This is a genomic window from Carboxylicivirga sediminis, from assembly GCF_018156225.1.
Lineage (GTDB): Bacteria > Bacteroidota > Bacteroidia > Bacteroidales > Marinilabiliaceae > Carboxylicivirga > Carboxylicivirga sediminis.
This window is the reverse complement of record NZ_JAGTAR010000035.1, coordinates 18,069-33,561: the sequence shown is the minus strand read 5'-3', so window position 1 is coordinate 33,561 and position 15,493 is coordinate 18,069. Positions and strand designations below refer to the sequence as shown.

The following is a 15,493-nucleotide window of genomic DNA, read 5'->3' as shown; positions in this document are numbered from 1 at the left end:
AGTATCTAATTTTGCACTCCGAAAAAATGAGCAGACTAACCATATTAATCAACCAAATTGAAAAATGAAACAAATCAAAATTCCCTCTCAGCTATACGGCGAGAGCTTGAAACGAACAGTCCTTGACTATTCATTAATAACAATTGGTGCCTTTATTTTAGCAGCTGGATTTGTATTTTTTATTAATCCATATAACATTGTGCCCGGCGGCGTATATGGCATTGGCATCGTTGTTCACCACCTTATTCCGGCTATTCCGGTTGGCACATTCGGTTTAATTCTAAATGTTCCATTAACACTTCTGGGCATAAGGATTTTAGGAGCGCGCTTTGGCCTTAAGACTGTACTTGGCATGATCCTAACAACCATCTTTATGGATGGACTCACGTATTTTATAGGAGAAAATGATCCTTTAGGACTGGCAGACGACCTGCTGCTTTCCTGCGTATTTGGGGGAATTGTAATAGGCTTTGGACTCGGACTGATTTTTAAAGCGAAAGCCACATCGGGCGGCTCGGATATTGTCGCCATGATATTAGCTAAGTTCACAAAAATATCGGTTGGCCAGCTTCTGATGGTGGTTGACTCAGTGATTGTATTGGTTGGACTTATTGTATTTAAAGACTGGAAAATCCCACTTTACTCGTGGATTGTCATATTTATTACCGGCAAAGTCATTGACATCACCATTGATGGCCTCAACTATGAGCGTGCATTGGTAATAGTATCTGAAAAGCATGAGCTGATAAAGGAAAAAATACTCTACACACTTGAACGGGGAGGCACCTACCTTAAGGGAGAAGGTATGTTTAGCGGTGATAATAAGCGGGTCATATTCACCGTAGTAACCCGCCGCGAGGTATCTGCCCTTCAGGCCATGATAAAACACATTGACCCCAAAGCCTTTATGGCAGTAATGGAAACATCTGAAATTATTGGAGAAGGCTTTAAGTCATTAGAAGAAAAAAGTGCTTAGGCACCATCCAAGTCTATGAAAATCCGAAAGCCCACTTACATATTTGTGTAGGTGGGCTTTTTTTTCGTTTTCACCTCATCTTCTATCTTTCCATTGTCAAGCATTGGTATTACCTTAGCAACCTACCTCCATTGAAAATCTATGCTGAAGAACTTTACATTATCACTCTTTCTTTTTAGTCTCACTACTACATTTGGTTTGGCACAAACCGATTCAAGCTATATAAAGGAAGGCTTCACCTTTGGACTACTACCTGCTGTTTCGTTTGATGCCGATTTAGGCTTCCAATACGGCGGACTAACCAACCTTTACTGGTATGGTGATGGCTCAGCTTATCCTGATTACAACCATTCGCTATACCTTGAGTTTTCAAAGTATACGGCCGGCTCCACACTGGCTCGCCTATATTACGATTCCCCGTCTTTGATACGAAATATTCGGACTACTGCTGATGTGACCTGGTTCAGAGATTTGGCCATGGACTTTTATGGATTCAACGGGCGCGAAGCGGTATATAATAATTCATGGGAAGATGACCATTCAATTGACTATAAATCCAGGGTATTTTATCGTCACCACCGGAGCATGTTTCGCATCATGACAAATTTTAAAGGCAGTATACAAGCTGATAAGCCAGCATGGAGCTGGATGGCCGGACTGGTATTCTTTGACTTTACAATTGGTTCTGTAGATATCGATCGGCTCAATAAGAATAAAGACGACGATGAACTTTTACCTCCTATTGACGGATTGTATGACAAATATGTGGATTGGGGCATTATTAATACTGAAGAAGCTGAAGGCGGACGACATGCCTATCTTAAGGCAGGCTTATCATATGACACCCGTGACATTATTGCCAACCCAACTAAAGGTACCTGGACAGAGCTATTCATTGCCCATATGCCTGCGTTTCTTTCTAACCATTCGGGCAGCTACACACGTATTAATTTATTTCACCGACAATATTTCAACCTAACACCAAAGCGCAACCTCATAGCTGCATACCGAATAGGCTTTCAGCATAAACTAAATGGTACTATCCCATTTTACCTTCTGCCACATATGGCCAGCAGTGTGTTAACTTCAGCCACATCGCAAGGACTGGGTGGTGCCAAAACATTGAGAGGCATCAACCGTAACCGATTGGTTGGCAATGGCAGCCTGCTAACGAATATTGAGTTAAGATGGAAAATGTGGCGAACCAAACTCTTCAGACAAGATTTTTACCTCGGCACCAACTATTTTGTTGATATGGGCCTCATCACTCAAGCCTATAAATATGATAAGTCAATGGTTCCGCAGAACGAATACGATTTCTATTTCAATGACGAACAGGACCGCCCACATTTTAGTTATGGTTTAGGTCTTAAAGCAGCATTAAATGAAAACTTCGTTCTCTCGGCCGACTATGGTATAGCAACCAACAAACAAGATGGCACATCAGGGCTTTACATCACGCTTAACTATCTATTCTGACATTAAAAATAGCCTAGCAATATGGCCATTAAATAGCCCAGGTAATTACCCAAGGCATAACCAATCAGCCCAATCGTCAGTCCGGGTACAATAACCGATCGGTTGCGCAATGAACCCGCAACAACAGGCACAAAGGGCGGACTGCAGATTAATGCTGCTGATGTAATAATAACTGTATCTGCATCTATTTTGCGCACGCTGGCCAATAATACATGCAACAACAGACTGATAAACACCACAAATGTGATGTAGGCAAAGATGACCGGATTGATATCAGTCAGATTACCCAGCTGCACCTTTGAGGCAACCACCACACTGAAGATTAGAATCAGGTACATCCCCAGGCTAAAAGTTCCTTTAGTCTGATTGATTGTTTTTATTGAAGAACCGCTAATACCCATGGCCGTTATCAGAAAAATAAACACGACCATTTGCGCACTGACAGGTAATAATAGCATCACACCACCGGAAGCAGCCACCATCAACACCACGAGGCCAAGAATCTTCAAAAGCCTGATCCTATCTTGTTTAGCACATAAAACCACACCCAGGTTCTCTTCGCCCTCTTCCTGCATACTATCATTGCGATCTGATTTACTTTGCGGAAGAACATATGAAAATAATCGCTGACCAAATCCCATCAGCACAAACAGGTAAATAGCACCAATGGCCATATCATACGAATGCACTGCCAGGTATATTTCCTCATCGACATTCAAAATCATTTTGAGTGATGCCAGGTTGGGCGTACCTCCACTATAAATGCCAACCAACAAACCACCTACCTTATTGAAGTCTTCAATAGACTGCCCATGAAAAATCAGATAGCCACTAATAACGGCTATAAACACAGCTAACATCGCAAATACCAAAGAGTAAAAAGGCTGAATGGCCAATTTTTTCCATTCACGCACATTGGAAGAAAACAGCAGTAATGGAATTGCCAGAGGTACAGTAGCCGACATAAGCACTTCCTTTGCCACATCATATTGCTCACCAAGCAGCCCGCTTAGCCCAAGTAGCAGGCCAAAGGCATAAGCCAGCACCACAGAACCAATGCAGTTAAGAAACTGGTATTTATTACACAAAAAAAGAATCAGTGCTGGCAGACACAAATAGACCAACACAACAATAAACTGTACCATCAACTGAAATTTCAATAATTCTAAGGACACTAATTTCGCTCAATCAATTCCTTCATAAGCACTTCCATATTCGCTCGCATTTGACTAAAAGGCTCCGTAAACCGATTGGCCATAATACAAAAAGCCAACTCTTTGCCACTTTGGGTAGTGATATAACCACAATAGCCCAATACCCCATTCATCGAGCCGCTTTTACCTATCAGCGCCCCTTTATAGCCAGGCTCTTTAAGAATACTCTTAAGCGTACCATCCACTCCTGCCACTGACAATGAATGCTTGAACACCTCGCTATGCTCATGAGCGTGCATCCATTTAAGCACATTCACCATATCTGCAGCACTAAAGGCATTAAAGGGCGACAAACCACTTCCATCAAAGAGTGTTGCAGAAAATTCAGGTACCTGTTCCTTCCAGAAACCAATGACCTCTCGTATCCCATTATCCCAATTTGCTTGTCCTTTACTTATCGAAAAGAGCAGGTGGTCTGCAAACAGGTTATGGCTCTTTTTATTAATAACACCTATCATTTGCCTCAACTCAGGAGATGCATGACTAAACAGCAAGTCACCATTTGGCAAGTTGCCTTTATCAGGTTTCTCCACCGATTTCACCTCAATACCATTGTCATTTAAGAAAGTTTTTAACTCACGACCCAAAGTCATTTCAGGATGAGGCAAAGCGCCTTTTATCACAAAAGCATCACGAGCCTTGGGAATGGTCCCACTTACATACCATTTGCCCATATCAGGATGTCCATAGATATACGCACTATCTTTATTATTTGAGGCGCTTTTCACAAAACATTGCAGCTCAATAGCCAGTTCTGGCTCTGTTTCAACTATGCTAACAGACTTTCCGCTTCCTGATGGTGATTGCAATGTCAGGTAAAAAGTATTCTCTTTATAGCTTAATCCATTAGGCACTGCACCATAATAATTACCCATATCTTCCCACAAACGCTTAGAAGAATGACTTATACCAGGCAAACAGCTGTTATCGACAAGTATTGCATTAATTGAAGTAATGTGCCTTTGTTGCAAAGAGCGAAGCACATTGGCAAAGATGACCTCAGCTTTTGACTCATCAAATCTGTCGGAGCCTAAAGTCGGGTCAGCACCTCCCTGAATATATAAGTTGTTGACACCCGACTTAGCCTGTAAATAAAAACGGGTGTTGTACCTATAGTCGGGTCCAAGTAAATCCAGTGCGGCTCCAGTGGTCAATATCTTTGTTAGTGAAGCAGGCGTCATACGCTCATCTGCACGATGAGACATGAGCACTTCTCCGGATGTCAGATCCATTGCCATCATTGAGACGGCACCATGGCGGGTGATATCCACCGAATAAGGCTTGTCCACATTTTCTTGTTCAGCAACATGAGGCGTCATTCTACAAGCCATCAACATTGCTAAAAAAATCAAAGCTACCTTCATTCTACTCCTCCAATTTGCTCATCCAGTTTCTTGACGTCGCGATAGCGCCTCACCATATCCAGGTATAGCTCCTTAGAAGTTTGCCGTTCCTCCACATTACCTGTTACACCCTTCGCCTGAAATGCCTCGTAACTTTTATAAGCCCATTCCATGGCCAGCTTAAGCTCACCGCGCGTTTCGAGTGATACTGCAATGTTATTAGCTGCACGTCCTTTCTCTCTTGAATTGCCATGCTCATAAACAAAGCCCCATAATTTTTCGGCCTCAAAACGATTATCTTTAGCGAGCCATTCAGCTGCATTAACAAAGTGGACATTCCCAGCCGTGTATACCTTGCGGCTAATCTGCTCCCAATAAGGAACCACCTCATCGGCAAACTCATTGCCTAGGTAAGCAGCCACTTCGATGGTTGCCTCCTTTAAAGAAGGGAATGATCCCACTGAGCTATTTACATCGACACCAACACCATCCCAATACAACGTATCTCTTTGCAATTTGGCATGTAAACCTTCGGCTGAATAACCATCAAATAAACGCCAATACACCTGACCGCTTACATCCATGGTGGCATAGTATTCAGCCTCCATATCCTCAACCGTAATAGCTGTGCCATATTCGGCCCCGGCAAGGGATAATACCGCATCTGCGTTGTATTGATTACAGATCTCAACAATTTGCGCAGGTGTCAATTGCCGATATGGCTTACCCGAATAACCGGGGTTATATTTAATTGTATCAACAAATACGGTATCAAAAAAACGTCGTCTTTCCAACTCTTTCTTCAGTTCTGCTATAATGACAGTGGTGAAGGTATCCACCCGCACTGTGTCCAATCTAACCATTTCGCCCATAACACTGGCAACATGAGCATTATCAGGATTAAAAGGATATGCATTATCAACAATAACGACTGATGCAATGGTTGGCGACACAGAATATTGTGCCGGGCGAAGCACATCGAAGTACATCACCTCGTAACTTTTACAGGAAAAAAGGGATAATACAACCAGAATACTAATGGAAATACGACTAATCATAAACTTTACTTACAGGGCTTTGGTTAAAATTGCGGCAACATCTTCTTTACCTAATCGTTTATACATACCAACCGGGCCAAATTTACAAGCTCCTTCGGCCATCGCCTCAATGTTCTCGTTGGTAATTTTGACATCTTCCAGGCTGGCTGGCATATTCATCGCATTGAAAAACTCGCGTGTTTTAGTAATCCCCTGTCGGGCTGCCTCCACATCATCATCTTCTTTTACGCCCCAAACATTCCGGCTATACTGAGCTAACTTAGGCGCTGTCTTCTCATCCAGAATATAGTCCATCCATACCGGAAAGAGTATTGCCAGACCCGCTCCATGGGTCAAATCATAAATAGCACTTACCTCATGCTCAATCATATGAGTAGCCCAATCGCCAGACAGCTTACCAGTAGCCGTCAGCCCGTTAAGGGCCAGGCTCGAAGCCCACATAATATTGGCTCGGGCTTCATAGTTCTCAGGATCCTTAAGAAGGATTGGACCATAGTGAATGCATGTTTTTAAGATGCCTTCAGCCATGGCATCTTGCACAAATGTCCCTTTATCCTGCGTAAAATACTGTTCAAAGATGTGGCTCATCACATCCACCACGCCGGCAGCTGTTTGCCAATTATTTACTGTGAAGGTAATAGTAGGATCGAGTACAGAGAACTTTGGACGCAGACTATCATGTCCGGTGGCTCTTTTTTCCTTTGTAGCATCATTTGAAATGACGGTTCCGCCATTCATCTCACTTCCTGTAGCTGCTAATGTCAATACTGCGCCTATGGGTAAAACACTCTCCATTTTGGCTTTACGAATATAAAAATCCCACACATCACCTTCATAAGCAACACCCATGGCAATGGCTTTGATACAGTCGATAACACTACCTCCACCAACACCTAGAATAAATTTCACATCATGCTCCCTGCATAAACGAATACCTTCCCGCACACTTTCAACCCTTGGATTGGGTTGAATACCCGCCAGCTCAACAAGACGTATACCACTATTATTGAGCACCTCCACAATCTTATCATAGAGTCCTGATTTTTTTACAGAGCCACCTCCATAGGCCAATAAAACACTATTGCCATATGGCAGAATTTCATTCCCAATCTCAACTATGCGGTTTTTTCCAAATAAAATTTTGGTAGATGCTTCGTATGTAAAATTTCTCATGATTTAGAGTTTAACGTTTATTAACAAAAATAATGCCATCGCACTTCAAGCCTATAAAAATAAAAAAGGGTGGCTAAAAAACCACCCTTTCTCGAATATATCAGTTAAATTCTTACATATTCATACCACCACACACATGGATGGTTTGTCCACTTACATAAGCTGACAGGTCAGAGCCTAAGAACACACAGATATTAGCCACATCTTCAGGTGTACCACCACGCTTCAACGGAATCTTAGCTTCCCAGTCTTTCTTCACATCTTCAGGTAATTTACCAGTCATTTCAGTGATGATGAATCCAGGAGCAATAGCGTTACTACGGATACCACGTGAACCCAACTCTTTAGCAATTGATTTAGTGAAACCAATCATACCAGCTTTAGATGCAGAGTAGTTAGCCTGACCAGCGTTACCGCTTACACCAACTACCGAGCTCATGTTAACGATAGAACCTGAACGCTGACGCAACATGGTTGGCTGAACTGCTTTAGTGAAGTTAAATACCGACTTCAGGTTAACGTTGATTACTGCATCCCACTGCTCCTCAGTCATGCGCATCAACAGGGTATCTTTAGTAATACCGGCGTTATTGATTAAAACATCAACTTGCCCGAAATCTTTAACGATTTCAGCAACTACCTTTTGTGTATCTTCAAAATTACTTGCATCAGAAGCATAACCTTTAGCTTTTACTCCCAGTGCTTCAAGCTCCTTTTCAGTTTCCTGAGCAGCTTCGTTAATAACCAGGTCAGTAAATGCTACATTACAACCTTCTTGTGCAAAACGGATAGCGATTGCTTTACCAATACCGCGAGCAGCACCGGTTACAATAGCTGTTTTTCCTTCTAGTAACTTCATATTGTTCTATTTAATAGTTCAGATGGACTATTTTCAATGACCTGTCCATCATTACAATAAATTAATGCGTTAAATTTATAGCTAAGCCTCCACTTAAGCTATCTGTTTCAAACTTAACCCGACAAAAATAGAACAATTCTTAGCTTTTCGCTATTTTTTTTTGAAATACTAATCCCTATGTGATTATGCCCTAATATTTAGAGAGTAGTTGCTTTATGTAAAATCTCTAAATCCGGTGCTCCCGATACCTTTTCATTATAGTGTTGCATACCTTTTTCAATCAAACCTGCATAATCCTTTTGCTCTGCTTCCCTTTTATCCTTGTCGTAAATCAGTAGTTTCTTCTTATTGATGTACTTAATGATTCGTTCCATCTCTTTTTCTGTCGGCTCATTAATGGCTTTTAGTGCTACACTGGCTTTCATGGCCCCCATTTTTGGTTCTGCATTAATAACATAGGTTTGCCCAGCCTCTAATGTTGCTTTTACATAGGAGCGATTTTCTGCCTTTGCCCATATAACATGTTCGCCTGCTGGCACTTCCAATTTAAAATACTTTCCGTAATTGAATTTGCCAAGATATTGGTCATCCATGAAGAATTTGAAATTCATTGCAGCACCAAGGCTTGAAGTTCGAACGATATATAACGTTGATGTAGCTGAAATTTGTTCCTGAGCCGAACAAACGACAGAAATAAAGCTGATTAATACGACGATCAGAAGTTTAACATTTTTCATTCTTCCTGTTTTTTTTGCTCTGATAAAGCATACTTACAATACATTTAGGATAATTAGAAAGATAGCTTTCCAGACAATTTATTTTATCATGTATAATTTAATATTTGGTCAAAACCAATTAATCTAAAGCAAAGCGGTAACCAATTGAAAAGGCAATCGGCCAAAACTTTTGATCGAATTTAACACCATAATCGTCTTCCAATTCATCGAGGTAATCATCCACTTTTGAATTACGAAAAGGAACTAAAATCGCAATTGTCCAATAACCTTTTTTGTACGAGCGCTTACCTGTGTCAATACCAAAACCGACAGACGGGCCATAAAACAATTTATCAAAACGCTCTCCATTTTCGACCTTAACAGCCGCATTATAGCCATACATCCCTATCACATAAAAATTAGTTCTTGGGTTATTCCTTGAAAAAAACCGATACTTCAGTCCGACATTATAGCCCACACCGGCTAAAGCATAACCTGCACCACCAAACAAACCAATATTTTCACTTGGATAGACTAATAGATTGGCTCCTATTCCGCCATAATCCTGCCCCAGGCCAATACCCAGAGAGATTTTATCTGCAATTTTATGAAATTCTGTACTGTCTGTTTGCGACTGGGCAATTAGGTTGCTTTGCGAAATTGCAAGTAGAAACATAGCAATTAACAAGAAGTTTTTCATCATGATGGTTTGGTTAAATATTGATGTGTGATTCTCAAAAATAGATATTTATTCAATACCGGCAATCTGTAAGTAAAAATAAAAAAAAGCTGACCAGGAATACTCCTCATCAGCTTGTTCTTTAATATATTTATCAGATTCTATCTCATGCGCAATCTGGGAATAGTCTTAAACAGGATATAGTTAAGCACCATGAAAAACACTGATATATATAGTAATCCTGACAATTGTGGCCAAATATCATTAAGCGTAGCCCCATAAAACATCAGCTTCCTCAAGCCTTCGAGGAAATGCGTGAGCGGAATGGTGTTAGCCAGCCCCACCACCCAATCGGGCATTTGTGATAAGGGCCAGGTAAATCCACTTAAAATAAAACTTGGTGTAGCGATAACCATCAGCACTTCGGTTGCTTTTAACTGACTGGGGATAGCCAAACTAACTGAAATACCCATCATCGTGACGGAGAAAATCAAGCCTGCCAGTAAAGCAATCATCCCCAAACCATGCACCTGCATCGGAACTTTGAACAAGGGAAACATAGCCCACAAAGCAGCCAGCACACCAAGGCCCATCAGCCAAAAAGGCAATGACTTGATAAGCATCGCATACCAGGGATTGCGTACCCGAGGATAAAATTCTGTGAGAAAAGTATTTTCTTCCTGCTCGCGGGCAAAGCTAAGGGCCATAGCCAGCATAAACACCTGCTGAAGGATAACGCCAAGTACACCCGGCCACAAAAAGGTCATATAATTAGCCGACTTATTAAAAAACCGGGCATAATTAACGCTAAAAGCTTCATAGCTTTCCTTGGCCGTTGTCAGTGGCATGCCTGTTTTGGTTAGGCTCTGTATTTCAATCCCTGCATTAAGCGTGCCAAGTGCCACCTGTATGGCTTTGGCTGCATAATTGGCCGGCAGTATATTGGCCGTATTCACCTCCACCTGAATTTCAGGGTGGCGCTTTTGAATAATATCTGCTTCAAACCGATAGGGAATGGTAACAACCGCTTCATACCCATCTGTAATGATGCCTTTACGCACCTCCTGCTGATCATAGTGCACTGTTACTGTCAACACCTCTGCATCATTCAACATCTCAATAGCACGATGGCTCATAGGTGAATCGTCCATATCAACGACAAGGATGGGCAAATTATCGACCTTTCCTTTACTGTACACAGCTCCCAGCAACAATCCATAGAGCAAGGGTGCACCAATAAAAATGGCGAGTACCACTGAGTTACTGGCAAAGAGCCGGAACTCCCGCTTGATTAAGTCAATAAAATTATTCATTACCGCTTTGGTTTTTCAGTATGACAGATATATTAGTCAGCAACTCAGTCACATCTTCACCCTGCATTGGAGAAGCCTTTAGCTCATAAACCGATTCACTTAATTCGTATTCCGGAAATGCTGAGGTGACGTCGGCATAGCGTGTCAGTTGCTTAATGGACACAATACGTGCCTGGTATTCCTGCCTGGTAAATGGCGAAATTATCTTGACCTGATCACCGATTGAGAATTCACCCACCCTGCTTTCGGATACTGTAAAACGAAAAAAAGCTTCGCTCAAGCGGTAGCCTGTAGCAATGCCGTAGCCGGGCAGCACCAGCTCGCCCTCGTGCAGGGCAATGGTTTCAATGGTCATGTTCTGAGGTGCTACAATAAAGCGTTCGGCATAAGCCACCTGTGCCTCTTCCAAAGCACCTTTGGCCCGTTCGTAGGTACCCAGCGCCATTTGTACTTTCTCGTCGCGCACGCCTTTCTTCACCTCTTCGTATTTGGCTTTCACGCCATTGTATTGTGCTTTGGCCGATTGGTATTTCATATACACCTCATCGTGCTGCTGCACCGACACCATACTGTCTTTAAACATGTTATTAATACGCTCATAGGATTTTTGTGCGTAGTTATACTGCTCTGTTACAGCGTCCAGCTTAGCCATTACATGTTCCAACTGCTCGTTGGTAGCCCCGTGCAAAGCCATTTGATATTGTGCCTTAGCTGCACTCACTGCCCCATTTGCCTGGTTTAGCTTTGCTTCCACTTCAGGCATATCCAAAAGCATTATTGTATCACCCTTATTCACCTGCTGACCTTCAATAGCGTACATTTCTATTATACGACCAGGATACTTCGATACCACCATCAGTGCATCGCGTTTTACTTTTCCCTGTATGCCTTCAATGGGTTTATTCTGACAGGCCACTGCCAGTAATGCTATCATGGCGAATTGCCAAAAGTGTAAAGTTTTCATGTTATAATATTTTTTCATTAGCTACGTTCAGCAGTTTTGTTATTTTAAGTTTCTAATGGTTTCCAGGTTAAGTTCACCGGTTGCGTTCAACAGCTTAACAGCACTTTGTCGTTGCTCATACACTGTTTGATAGTAATCCAACACCGACTTTTCGTAATCGGTTTGTGCCTCCAGAAACTCACTCACCTTAATTAAGCCGTTCTGATACTCTTTGTAAGAAATCTGCAGGCTACGCTTGGACACCTCCTGCTGCTTGGCCCGCAAAGCCTCCTGGGCGGTTGTCACCTGATAGTTATTAATGGCATTGTTATAGTTTAACATCAACATTTCGGCCGCATCAGCTCGCTTGTTCTGGGTTTGTTGTATCTGAATCTTCGCTTTTTTCCGCTCATCGTGTGTGTGGAAACCATCAAACAGTTCCCACTTAAATCCCACGCCAACAGCATTCAGCGGATAGGCACTTATTTCGTTAAAGCCCACAGGCCCCAGCTCGCCATTTTTAAATCCGGCATACTGATGCGTTGCAAAAGCCTGCACCTTGGGCAGATAGCCGCTTGACTCGCTCTTTAGTTTGTACTCTGATGCCATTATAGCCTCGTCAAGGGCTTTCAGCTCCGGCCGATCCATGTAGCTACCCTGAGTGGCCATGGTTTTCATCGGTATTAAATCCACGTTAATATTGGCCACCTCATCCACCGACAAGCCGGTTAACTGTTGTAGCTTTAACTGCAGCAACTGACGGTTGCCACGTAGCTCAATTTGACGTGATGCCAGGTCGAGACGCGCAATCTCAATCTTTTGATAATCATGCTGCGTGATTAAGCCTTCGCTAAGCGCCCGCTGTGCCACTTCAGCTTCACGATTAAGGCGCTTTTCACTCTCCTTCAATAGCTTTTCTGCCTGTGCCAAAAGGGCTACTTTATCGTAGTAAACTGCCAACTCTTCAATTATATCGGCTTCGCTTTGATTGAGCAGGTGCTCAGTAGCCTGAATCTTATGCTTCATCGCTTTGCCCAGATAGGGTGCTTTAAGGCCGGTGAACAAAGTCCACTTGGCTGTCAGCCCTCCCATCCATAAATTACCATTAAAATCCAAACCCTGATCGATGCCCGGTATAGCCAGGTTCATAGGGGGCAGTTCAACGGGTCCCATGCCAGGTATTGGCAGTGTCATCCCCGGTAAGGTAAACGGAATCGGATCAGTATCGATATTCAATTGACCTTTGGAATAGGCATAAGAGCCGCTTGCTTCCAGCGTGGGTATGTACGTATGGTAAATCTGCTTTTGTGTCAACCCCATCTTCTCTAGTTCAAGCTGCTGGTTTTGCAAGCTTTTATTATGCTCAAGTGCTGCTTCAGCCAGCACCAGAAAATCCGTTTTACCTGTATCTGATTGCAGCGTCTGTCCATTTACCTTTACGGCAAAAAGCATTAGCACCAACGCAATAATTTTTGTTCTCATCAATCTTCAGTTTTGTATTATTATCTGCTCATCAACATTACCTGCATTATAACTTGATTACTCAATAATTTCAATCCTATATATTCAATAGATTTAAATAACATTAGTGAGCACTTATAGCATTCCAGCATGCCTCGGCATACATGGTTACATCAATATCTTTGGTAAGCAAATCGGTATCCCGGCCCATTCGTACAAGTGAAACTAAAGGACCATGTATCAGAGCTATTAGTCCGGTTAAAGGAAAATGTTTAACGATGCCATCTTTACGGGCCTTCTCAATCAGGTCGTACACGGGTGTTAACAGACGCTCTTTTTCGTCACTGTTGTCGCTGGCCGAATAGGCATACTGGTTAATGAAATCGGGCACGCGCTGATCGTTGATATACACCTTTAACACCTCGCTCCATATGCGAATAAAGTTATCCTTAAACAGCTCATTGGGGCGGTACAGTTCCTCCACCAGCAGATTAATTTCACTGGTGATATTACTAAACAGCGATGCCAGCATCTCTTCCTTATTCTTAAAATGTACATAAATGGTTCCGGCAGCAATATCAGCTTCTTCGGCAATCATCTTCATGCTGATGCCGTGTAAACCATATTTGGTTACCAGCGTGAGTGCTGCATTCAAAATCGCACCTTTTTTGTCTTTTACTTTTCCTCTGACCTGCATGGTGTACTATTATTTATCTATTCATTAATGAATGAACGTTCATTTATTTGGCAAATGTAAATATTCTTTCTTAATGAACGAACGTTCATTTATTAAAAATTCTTAAACATACGCAGTTAGGCAAAGTTCACCCTACTAAAATAGCTCTGGGATAAAGACTCAACTATTAATAAAAAAAGGTGCAGCCAATGCCGCACCTCTTTCATCGTCATGTTTACTATAAACCTTTACAAATCAAAATCGCCTGCATAGGAGTCTATATATGAAGGTGCTACCCTTATTTTGTAATACGAAGCCCATAGCTCCATATTATCGATGGCATACCGACAATCAGGCTCCAGATAAATATAGCCTACCTGATCGAATCCCTCCATCATATAATAAGTAAACACGCCATTTTGCATAGAAGCATCGCCATCATACGAATATAATCGGCGGTTGGAAGCAACTGCCACTACTCGACCTGGAGCATCAAGGGCAGTCATCTGACCAATCTGGCAAGCATCAAAACAGAACATCATTTTTGTACTGGCAGCATTGGCAAAAGTCGTCTCGAACCAGCTGTAGTTGATGTAGTATAAATCAGATGAAATGATGTTACCACGGCTACCGTGACCCGAGTAACAAAAGGCTATTTCATTACCGGCTGAAGAGAGGCTGGCTAAGTTGTAAACAGCGTTTTGAATAGCCGAATAGGTAGCATTCTGATCCAATAAAGTAATAACCGTGTAGCCTTCTGTTTCAAGGCGATTCTTCCAGTCGATGGCATCATCGTCGCAATAATTTAAGTCGTTAGCAGTACCATCATAGTCGGAAATACCAATCACCAAAGCATACTTACCTGTAGATTTCAGGGAGTTTAAAGGCACTGGTTTAGTGTGCTGATCTGTAATTTTAAAGTCAGCAATCACCTCATCGGGGCGAGTGTCTAAGGTCGCAAAATCGGGTCTGACAGTAAAGTTAGTTTCCGGTTCTTGTTGAATCGGATCATCGTCGTTCGAACAACTTTGCATAACAAATACAGTCAATGCACCCAACAAGGCCATTCTAATAAAAGCGTTTGTTTTCATAGCTTTTAAAAATTTAGTTAATAAATGGAGAAATAAAACAGACTAAAGCTATGATACTTCACTCCGATTTTTTCGGAGTGGAGCTAACTTCTGACAAAATAAAAATTTAATTGTAAGACTCACCAAAAACAATGGTAAAGTCATTATGAAGAACATACGTTTGCCTACAAGCACAATACTCAATTTGCGCCCCCCGCTCCTTCAACACTCTTATATGTTCATAAAGCGTACTTTCTGAAATATCCAAACGCTTGGCAAGCTGCTCCGGGGTACCAGTAGCTTTTCGTTTAATTAAGAGGATGATGCGTTCATAACGCTCCATTTGCGTGAGAAAATTCATTGTTAGGTTAAGCTATCATTATTTAATCATGCTCAATTATGAGTACATTAATTATAATCTCACATTAACCCGATTAGTAGCCTACTAATGTATACATAATAGACTAATAAATCAACTTCCAACCTTATTTGATATCAACATAACCAAAACACTATAAACCAAATTAAGCTCA

The 15,493-nt window shown here is 41.9% G+C and carries 15 protein-coding genes; 2 read left to right on the top strand and 13 right to left on the bottom strand.

The annotated features are described in order from the left end of the window. Nucleotides 1-64 precede the first annotated feature (64 nt). Both KDU71_RS18600 and omp85 read left to right on the top strand, forming a co-directional pair. Nucleotides 65-976 (top strand): YitT family protein, encoded by a 912-nt coding sequence (locus KDU71_RS18600; protein WP_212192611.1) that lies wholly within the window; start codon nt 65-67, stop codon nt 974-976. Between the two features lie 141 nt (nt 977-1,117). Beyond that, nucleotides 1,118-2,455, top strand: coding sequence for an Omp85 family outer membrane protein (gene omp85 / locus KDU71_RS18595; protein ID WP_212192610.1), 1,338 nt, complete (start codon nt 1,118-1,120; stop codon nt 2,453-2,455). A gap of 2 nt (nt 2,456-2,457) precedes the next feature. Here the strand turns inward: omp85 and KDU71_RS18590 are convergent, their stop codons facing one another. The 13 genes from KDU71_RS18590 to KDU71_RS18530 form a co-directional block, all read right to left on the bottom strand. Beyond that, nucleotides 2,458-3,600: a DUF819 family protein gene (locus KDU71_RS18590; RefSeq protein WP_212192609.1), complete on the bottom strand. Its 1,143-nt coding sequence runs from the start codon at nt 3,598-3,600 to the stop codon at nt 2,458-2,460. A 29-nt stretch (nt 3,601-3,629) separates the two neighbouring features. Next, nucleotides 3,630-5,000, bottom strand: a complete 1,371-nt coding sequence (gene dacB / locus KDU71_RS18585) for a D-alanyl-D-alanine carboxypeptidase/D-alanyl-D-alanine endopeptidase (protein WP_212192608.1) — start codon at nt 4,998-5,000, stop codon at nt 3,630-3,632. A 29-nt stretch (nt 5,001-5,029) separates the two neighbouring features. After that, nucleotides 5,030-6,070, bottom strand: coding sequence for a DUF6340 family protein (locus KDU71_RS18580; RefSeq protein ID WP_212192607.1), 1,041 nt, complete (start codon nt 6,068-6,070; stop codon nt 5,030-5,032). Nucleotides 6,071-6,079: 9 nt separating this feature from the next. Beyond that, nucleotides 6,080-7,243, bottom strand: coding sequence for an iron-containing alcohol dehydrogenase (locus KDU71_RS18575; RefSeq protein WP_212192606.1), 1,164 nt, complete (start codon nt 7,241-7,243; stop codon nt 6,080-6,082). 112 nt (nt 7,244-7,355) lie between these two features. Then, nucleotides 7,356-8,102 carry a 3-oxoacyl-[acyl-carrier-protein] reductase gene (gene fabG / locus KDU71_RS18570; RefSeq protein WP_212192605.1) on the bottom strand — a complete coding sequence of 249 codons (747 nt, stop codon included), beginning with the start codon at nt 8,100-8,102 and terminating at the stop codon, nt 7,356-7,358. 197 nt (nt 8,103-8,299) lie between these two features. Continuing rightward, nucleotides 8,300-8,839, bottom strand: a complete 540-nt coding sequence (locus tag KDU71_RS18565) for a DUF2846 domain-containing protein (protein WP_212192604.1) — start codon at nt 8,837-8,839, stop codon at nt 8,300-8,302. 118 nt (nt 8,840-8,957) lie between these two features. Beyond that, the gene (locus KDU71_RS18560; RefSeq protein WP_212192603.1) at nt 8,958-9,521 is read right to left on the bottom strand and encodes a hypothetical protein; all 564 of its coding nucleotides are present in this window, start codon (nt 9,519-9,521) and stop codon (nt 8,958-8,960) included. Between the two features lie 137 nt (nt 9,522-9,658). Then, on the bottom strand, nt 9,659-10,810 hold the full coding sequence (locus KDU71_RS18555) for an ABC transporter permease (RefSeq protein ID WP_212192602.1): 1,152 nt from the start codon (nt 10,808-10,810) through the stop codon (nt 9,659-9,661). Next, nucleotides 10,803-11,774, bottom strand: coding sequence for an HlyD family secretion protein (locus KDU71_RS18550; protein ID WP_212192601.1), 972 nt, complete (start codon nt 11,772-11,774; stop codon nt 10,803-10,805). The genes KDU71_RS18555 and KDU71_RS18550 overlap by 8 nt, the downstream gene beginning before the upstream one ends. Before the next feature lie 39 nt (nt 11,775-11,813). Next, nucleotides 11,814-13,235 (bottom strand): TolC family protein, encoded by a 1,422-nt coding sequence (locus KDU71_RS18545; protein WP_212192600.1) that lies wholly within the window; start codon nt 13,233-13,235, stop codon nt 11,814-11,816. A 103-nt stretch (nt 13,236-13,338) separates the two neighbouring features. Then, entirely contained in the window at nt 13,339-13,911 is a 573-nt protein-coding gene (locus KDU71_RS18540) for a TetR/AcrR family transcriptional regulator (protein ID WP_212192599.1), read from the bottom strand. A gap of 227 nt (nt 13,912-14,138) precedes the next feature. Beyond that, entirely contained in the window at nt 14,139-14,981 is an 843-nt protein-coding gene (locus tag KDU71_RS18535; protein ID WP_212192598.1) for a caspase family protein, read from the bottom strand. A 106-nt stretch (nt 14,982-15,087) separates the two neighbouring features. Then, nucleotides 15,088-15,321 (bottom strand): winged helix-turn-helix domain-containing protein, encoded by a 234-nt coding sequence (locus tag KDU71_RS18530; protein ID WP_212192597.1) that lies wholly within the window; start codon nt 15,319-15,321, stop codon nt 15,088-15,090. Nucleotides 15,322-15,493 lie beyond the last annotated feature (172 nt).

What these genes read in the sequence shown, in the direction of transcription:
- KDU71_RS18600 (WP_212192611.1), top strand. Translation starts at nt 65, where the DNA reads ATGAAACAAATCAAAATTCCCTCTCAGCTATACGGCGAGAGCTTGAAA.
- omp85 (WP_212192610.1), top strand. Translation starts at nt 1,118, where the DNA reads ATGCTGAAGAACTTTACATTATCACTCTTTCTTTTTAGTCTCACTACT.
- KDU71_RS18590 (WP_212192609.1), bottom strand. Translation starts at nt 3,600, where the DNA reads ATGGTACAGTTTATTGTTGTGTTGGTCTATTTGTGTCTGCCAGCACTG.
- dacB (WP_212192608.1), bottom strand. Translation starts at nt 5,000, where the DNA reads ATGGCTTGTAGAATGACGCCTCATGTTGCTGAACAAGAAAATGTGGAC.
- KDU71_RS18580 (WP_212192607.1), bottom strand. Translation starts at nt 6,070, where the DNA reads ATGATTAGTCGTATTTCCATTAGTATTCTGGTTGTATTATCCCTTTTT.
- KDU71_RS18575 (WP_212192606.1), bottom strand. Translation starts at nt 7,243, where the DNA reads ATGAGAAATTTTACATACGAAGCATCTACCAAAATTTTATTTGGAAAA.
- fabG (WP_212192605.1), bottom strand. Translation starts at nt 8,102, where the DNA reads ATGAAGTTACTAGAAGGAAAAACAGCTATTGTAACCGGTGCTGCTCGC.
- KDU71_RS18565 (WP_212192604.1), bottom strand. Translation starts at nt 8,839, where the DNA reads ATGAAAAATGTTAAACTTCTGATCGTCGTATTAATCAGCTTTATTTCT.
- KDU71_RS18560 (WP_212192603.1), bottom strand. Translation starts at nt 9,521, where the DNA reads ATGATGAAAAACTTCTTGTTAATTGCTATGTTTCTACTTGCAATTTCG.
- KDU71_RS18555 (WP_212192602.1), bottom strand. Translation starts at nt 10,810, where the DNA reads ATGAATAATTTTATTGACTTAATCAAGCGGGAGTTCCGGCTCTTTGCC.
- KDU71_RS18550 (WP_212192601.1), bottom strand. Translation starts at nt 11,774, where the DNA reads ATGAAAACTTTACACTTTTGGCAATTCGCCATGATAGCATTACTGGCA.
- KDU71_RS18545 (WP_212192600.1), bottom strand. Translation starts at nt 13,235, where the DNA reads ATGAGAACAAAAATTATTGCGTTGGTGCTAATGCTTTTTGCCGTAAAG.
- KDU71_RS18540 (WP_212192599.1), bottom strand. Translation starts at nt 13,911, where the DNA reads ATGCAGGTCAGAGGAAAAGTAAAAGACAAAAAAGGTGCGATTTTGAAT.
- KDU71_RS18535 (WP_212192598.1), bottom strand. Translation starts at nt 14,981, where the DNA reads ATGAAAACAAACGCTTTTATTAGAATGGCCTTGTTGGGTGCATTGACT.
- KDU71_RS18530 (WP_212192597.1), bottom strand. Translation starts at nt 15,321, where the DNA reads ATGAATTTTCTCACGCAAATGGAGCGTTATGAACGCATCATCCTCTTA.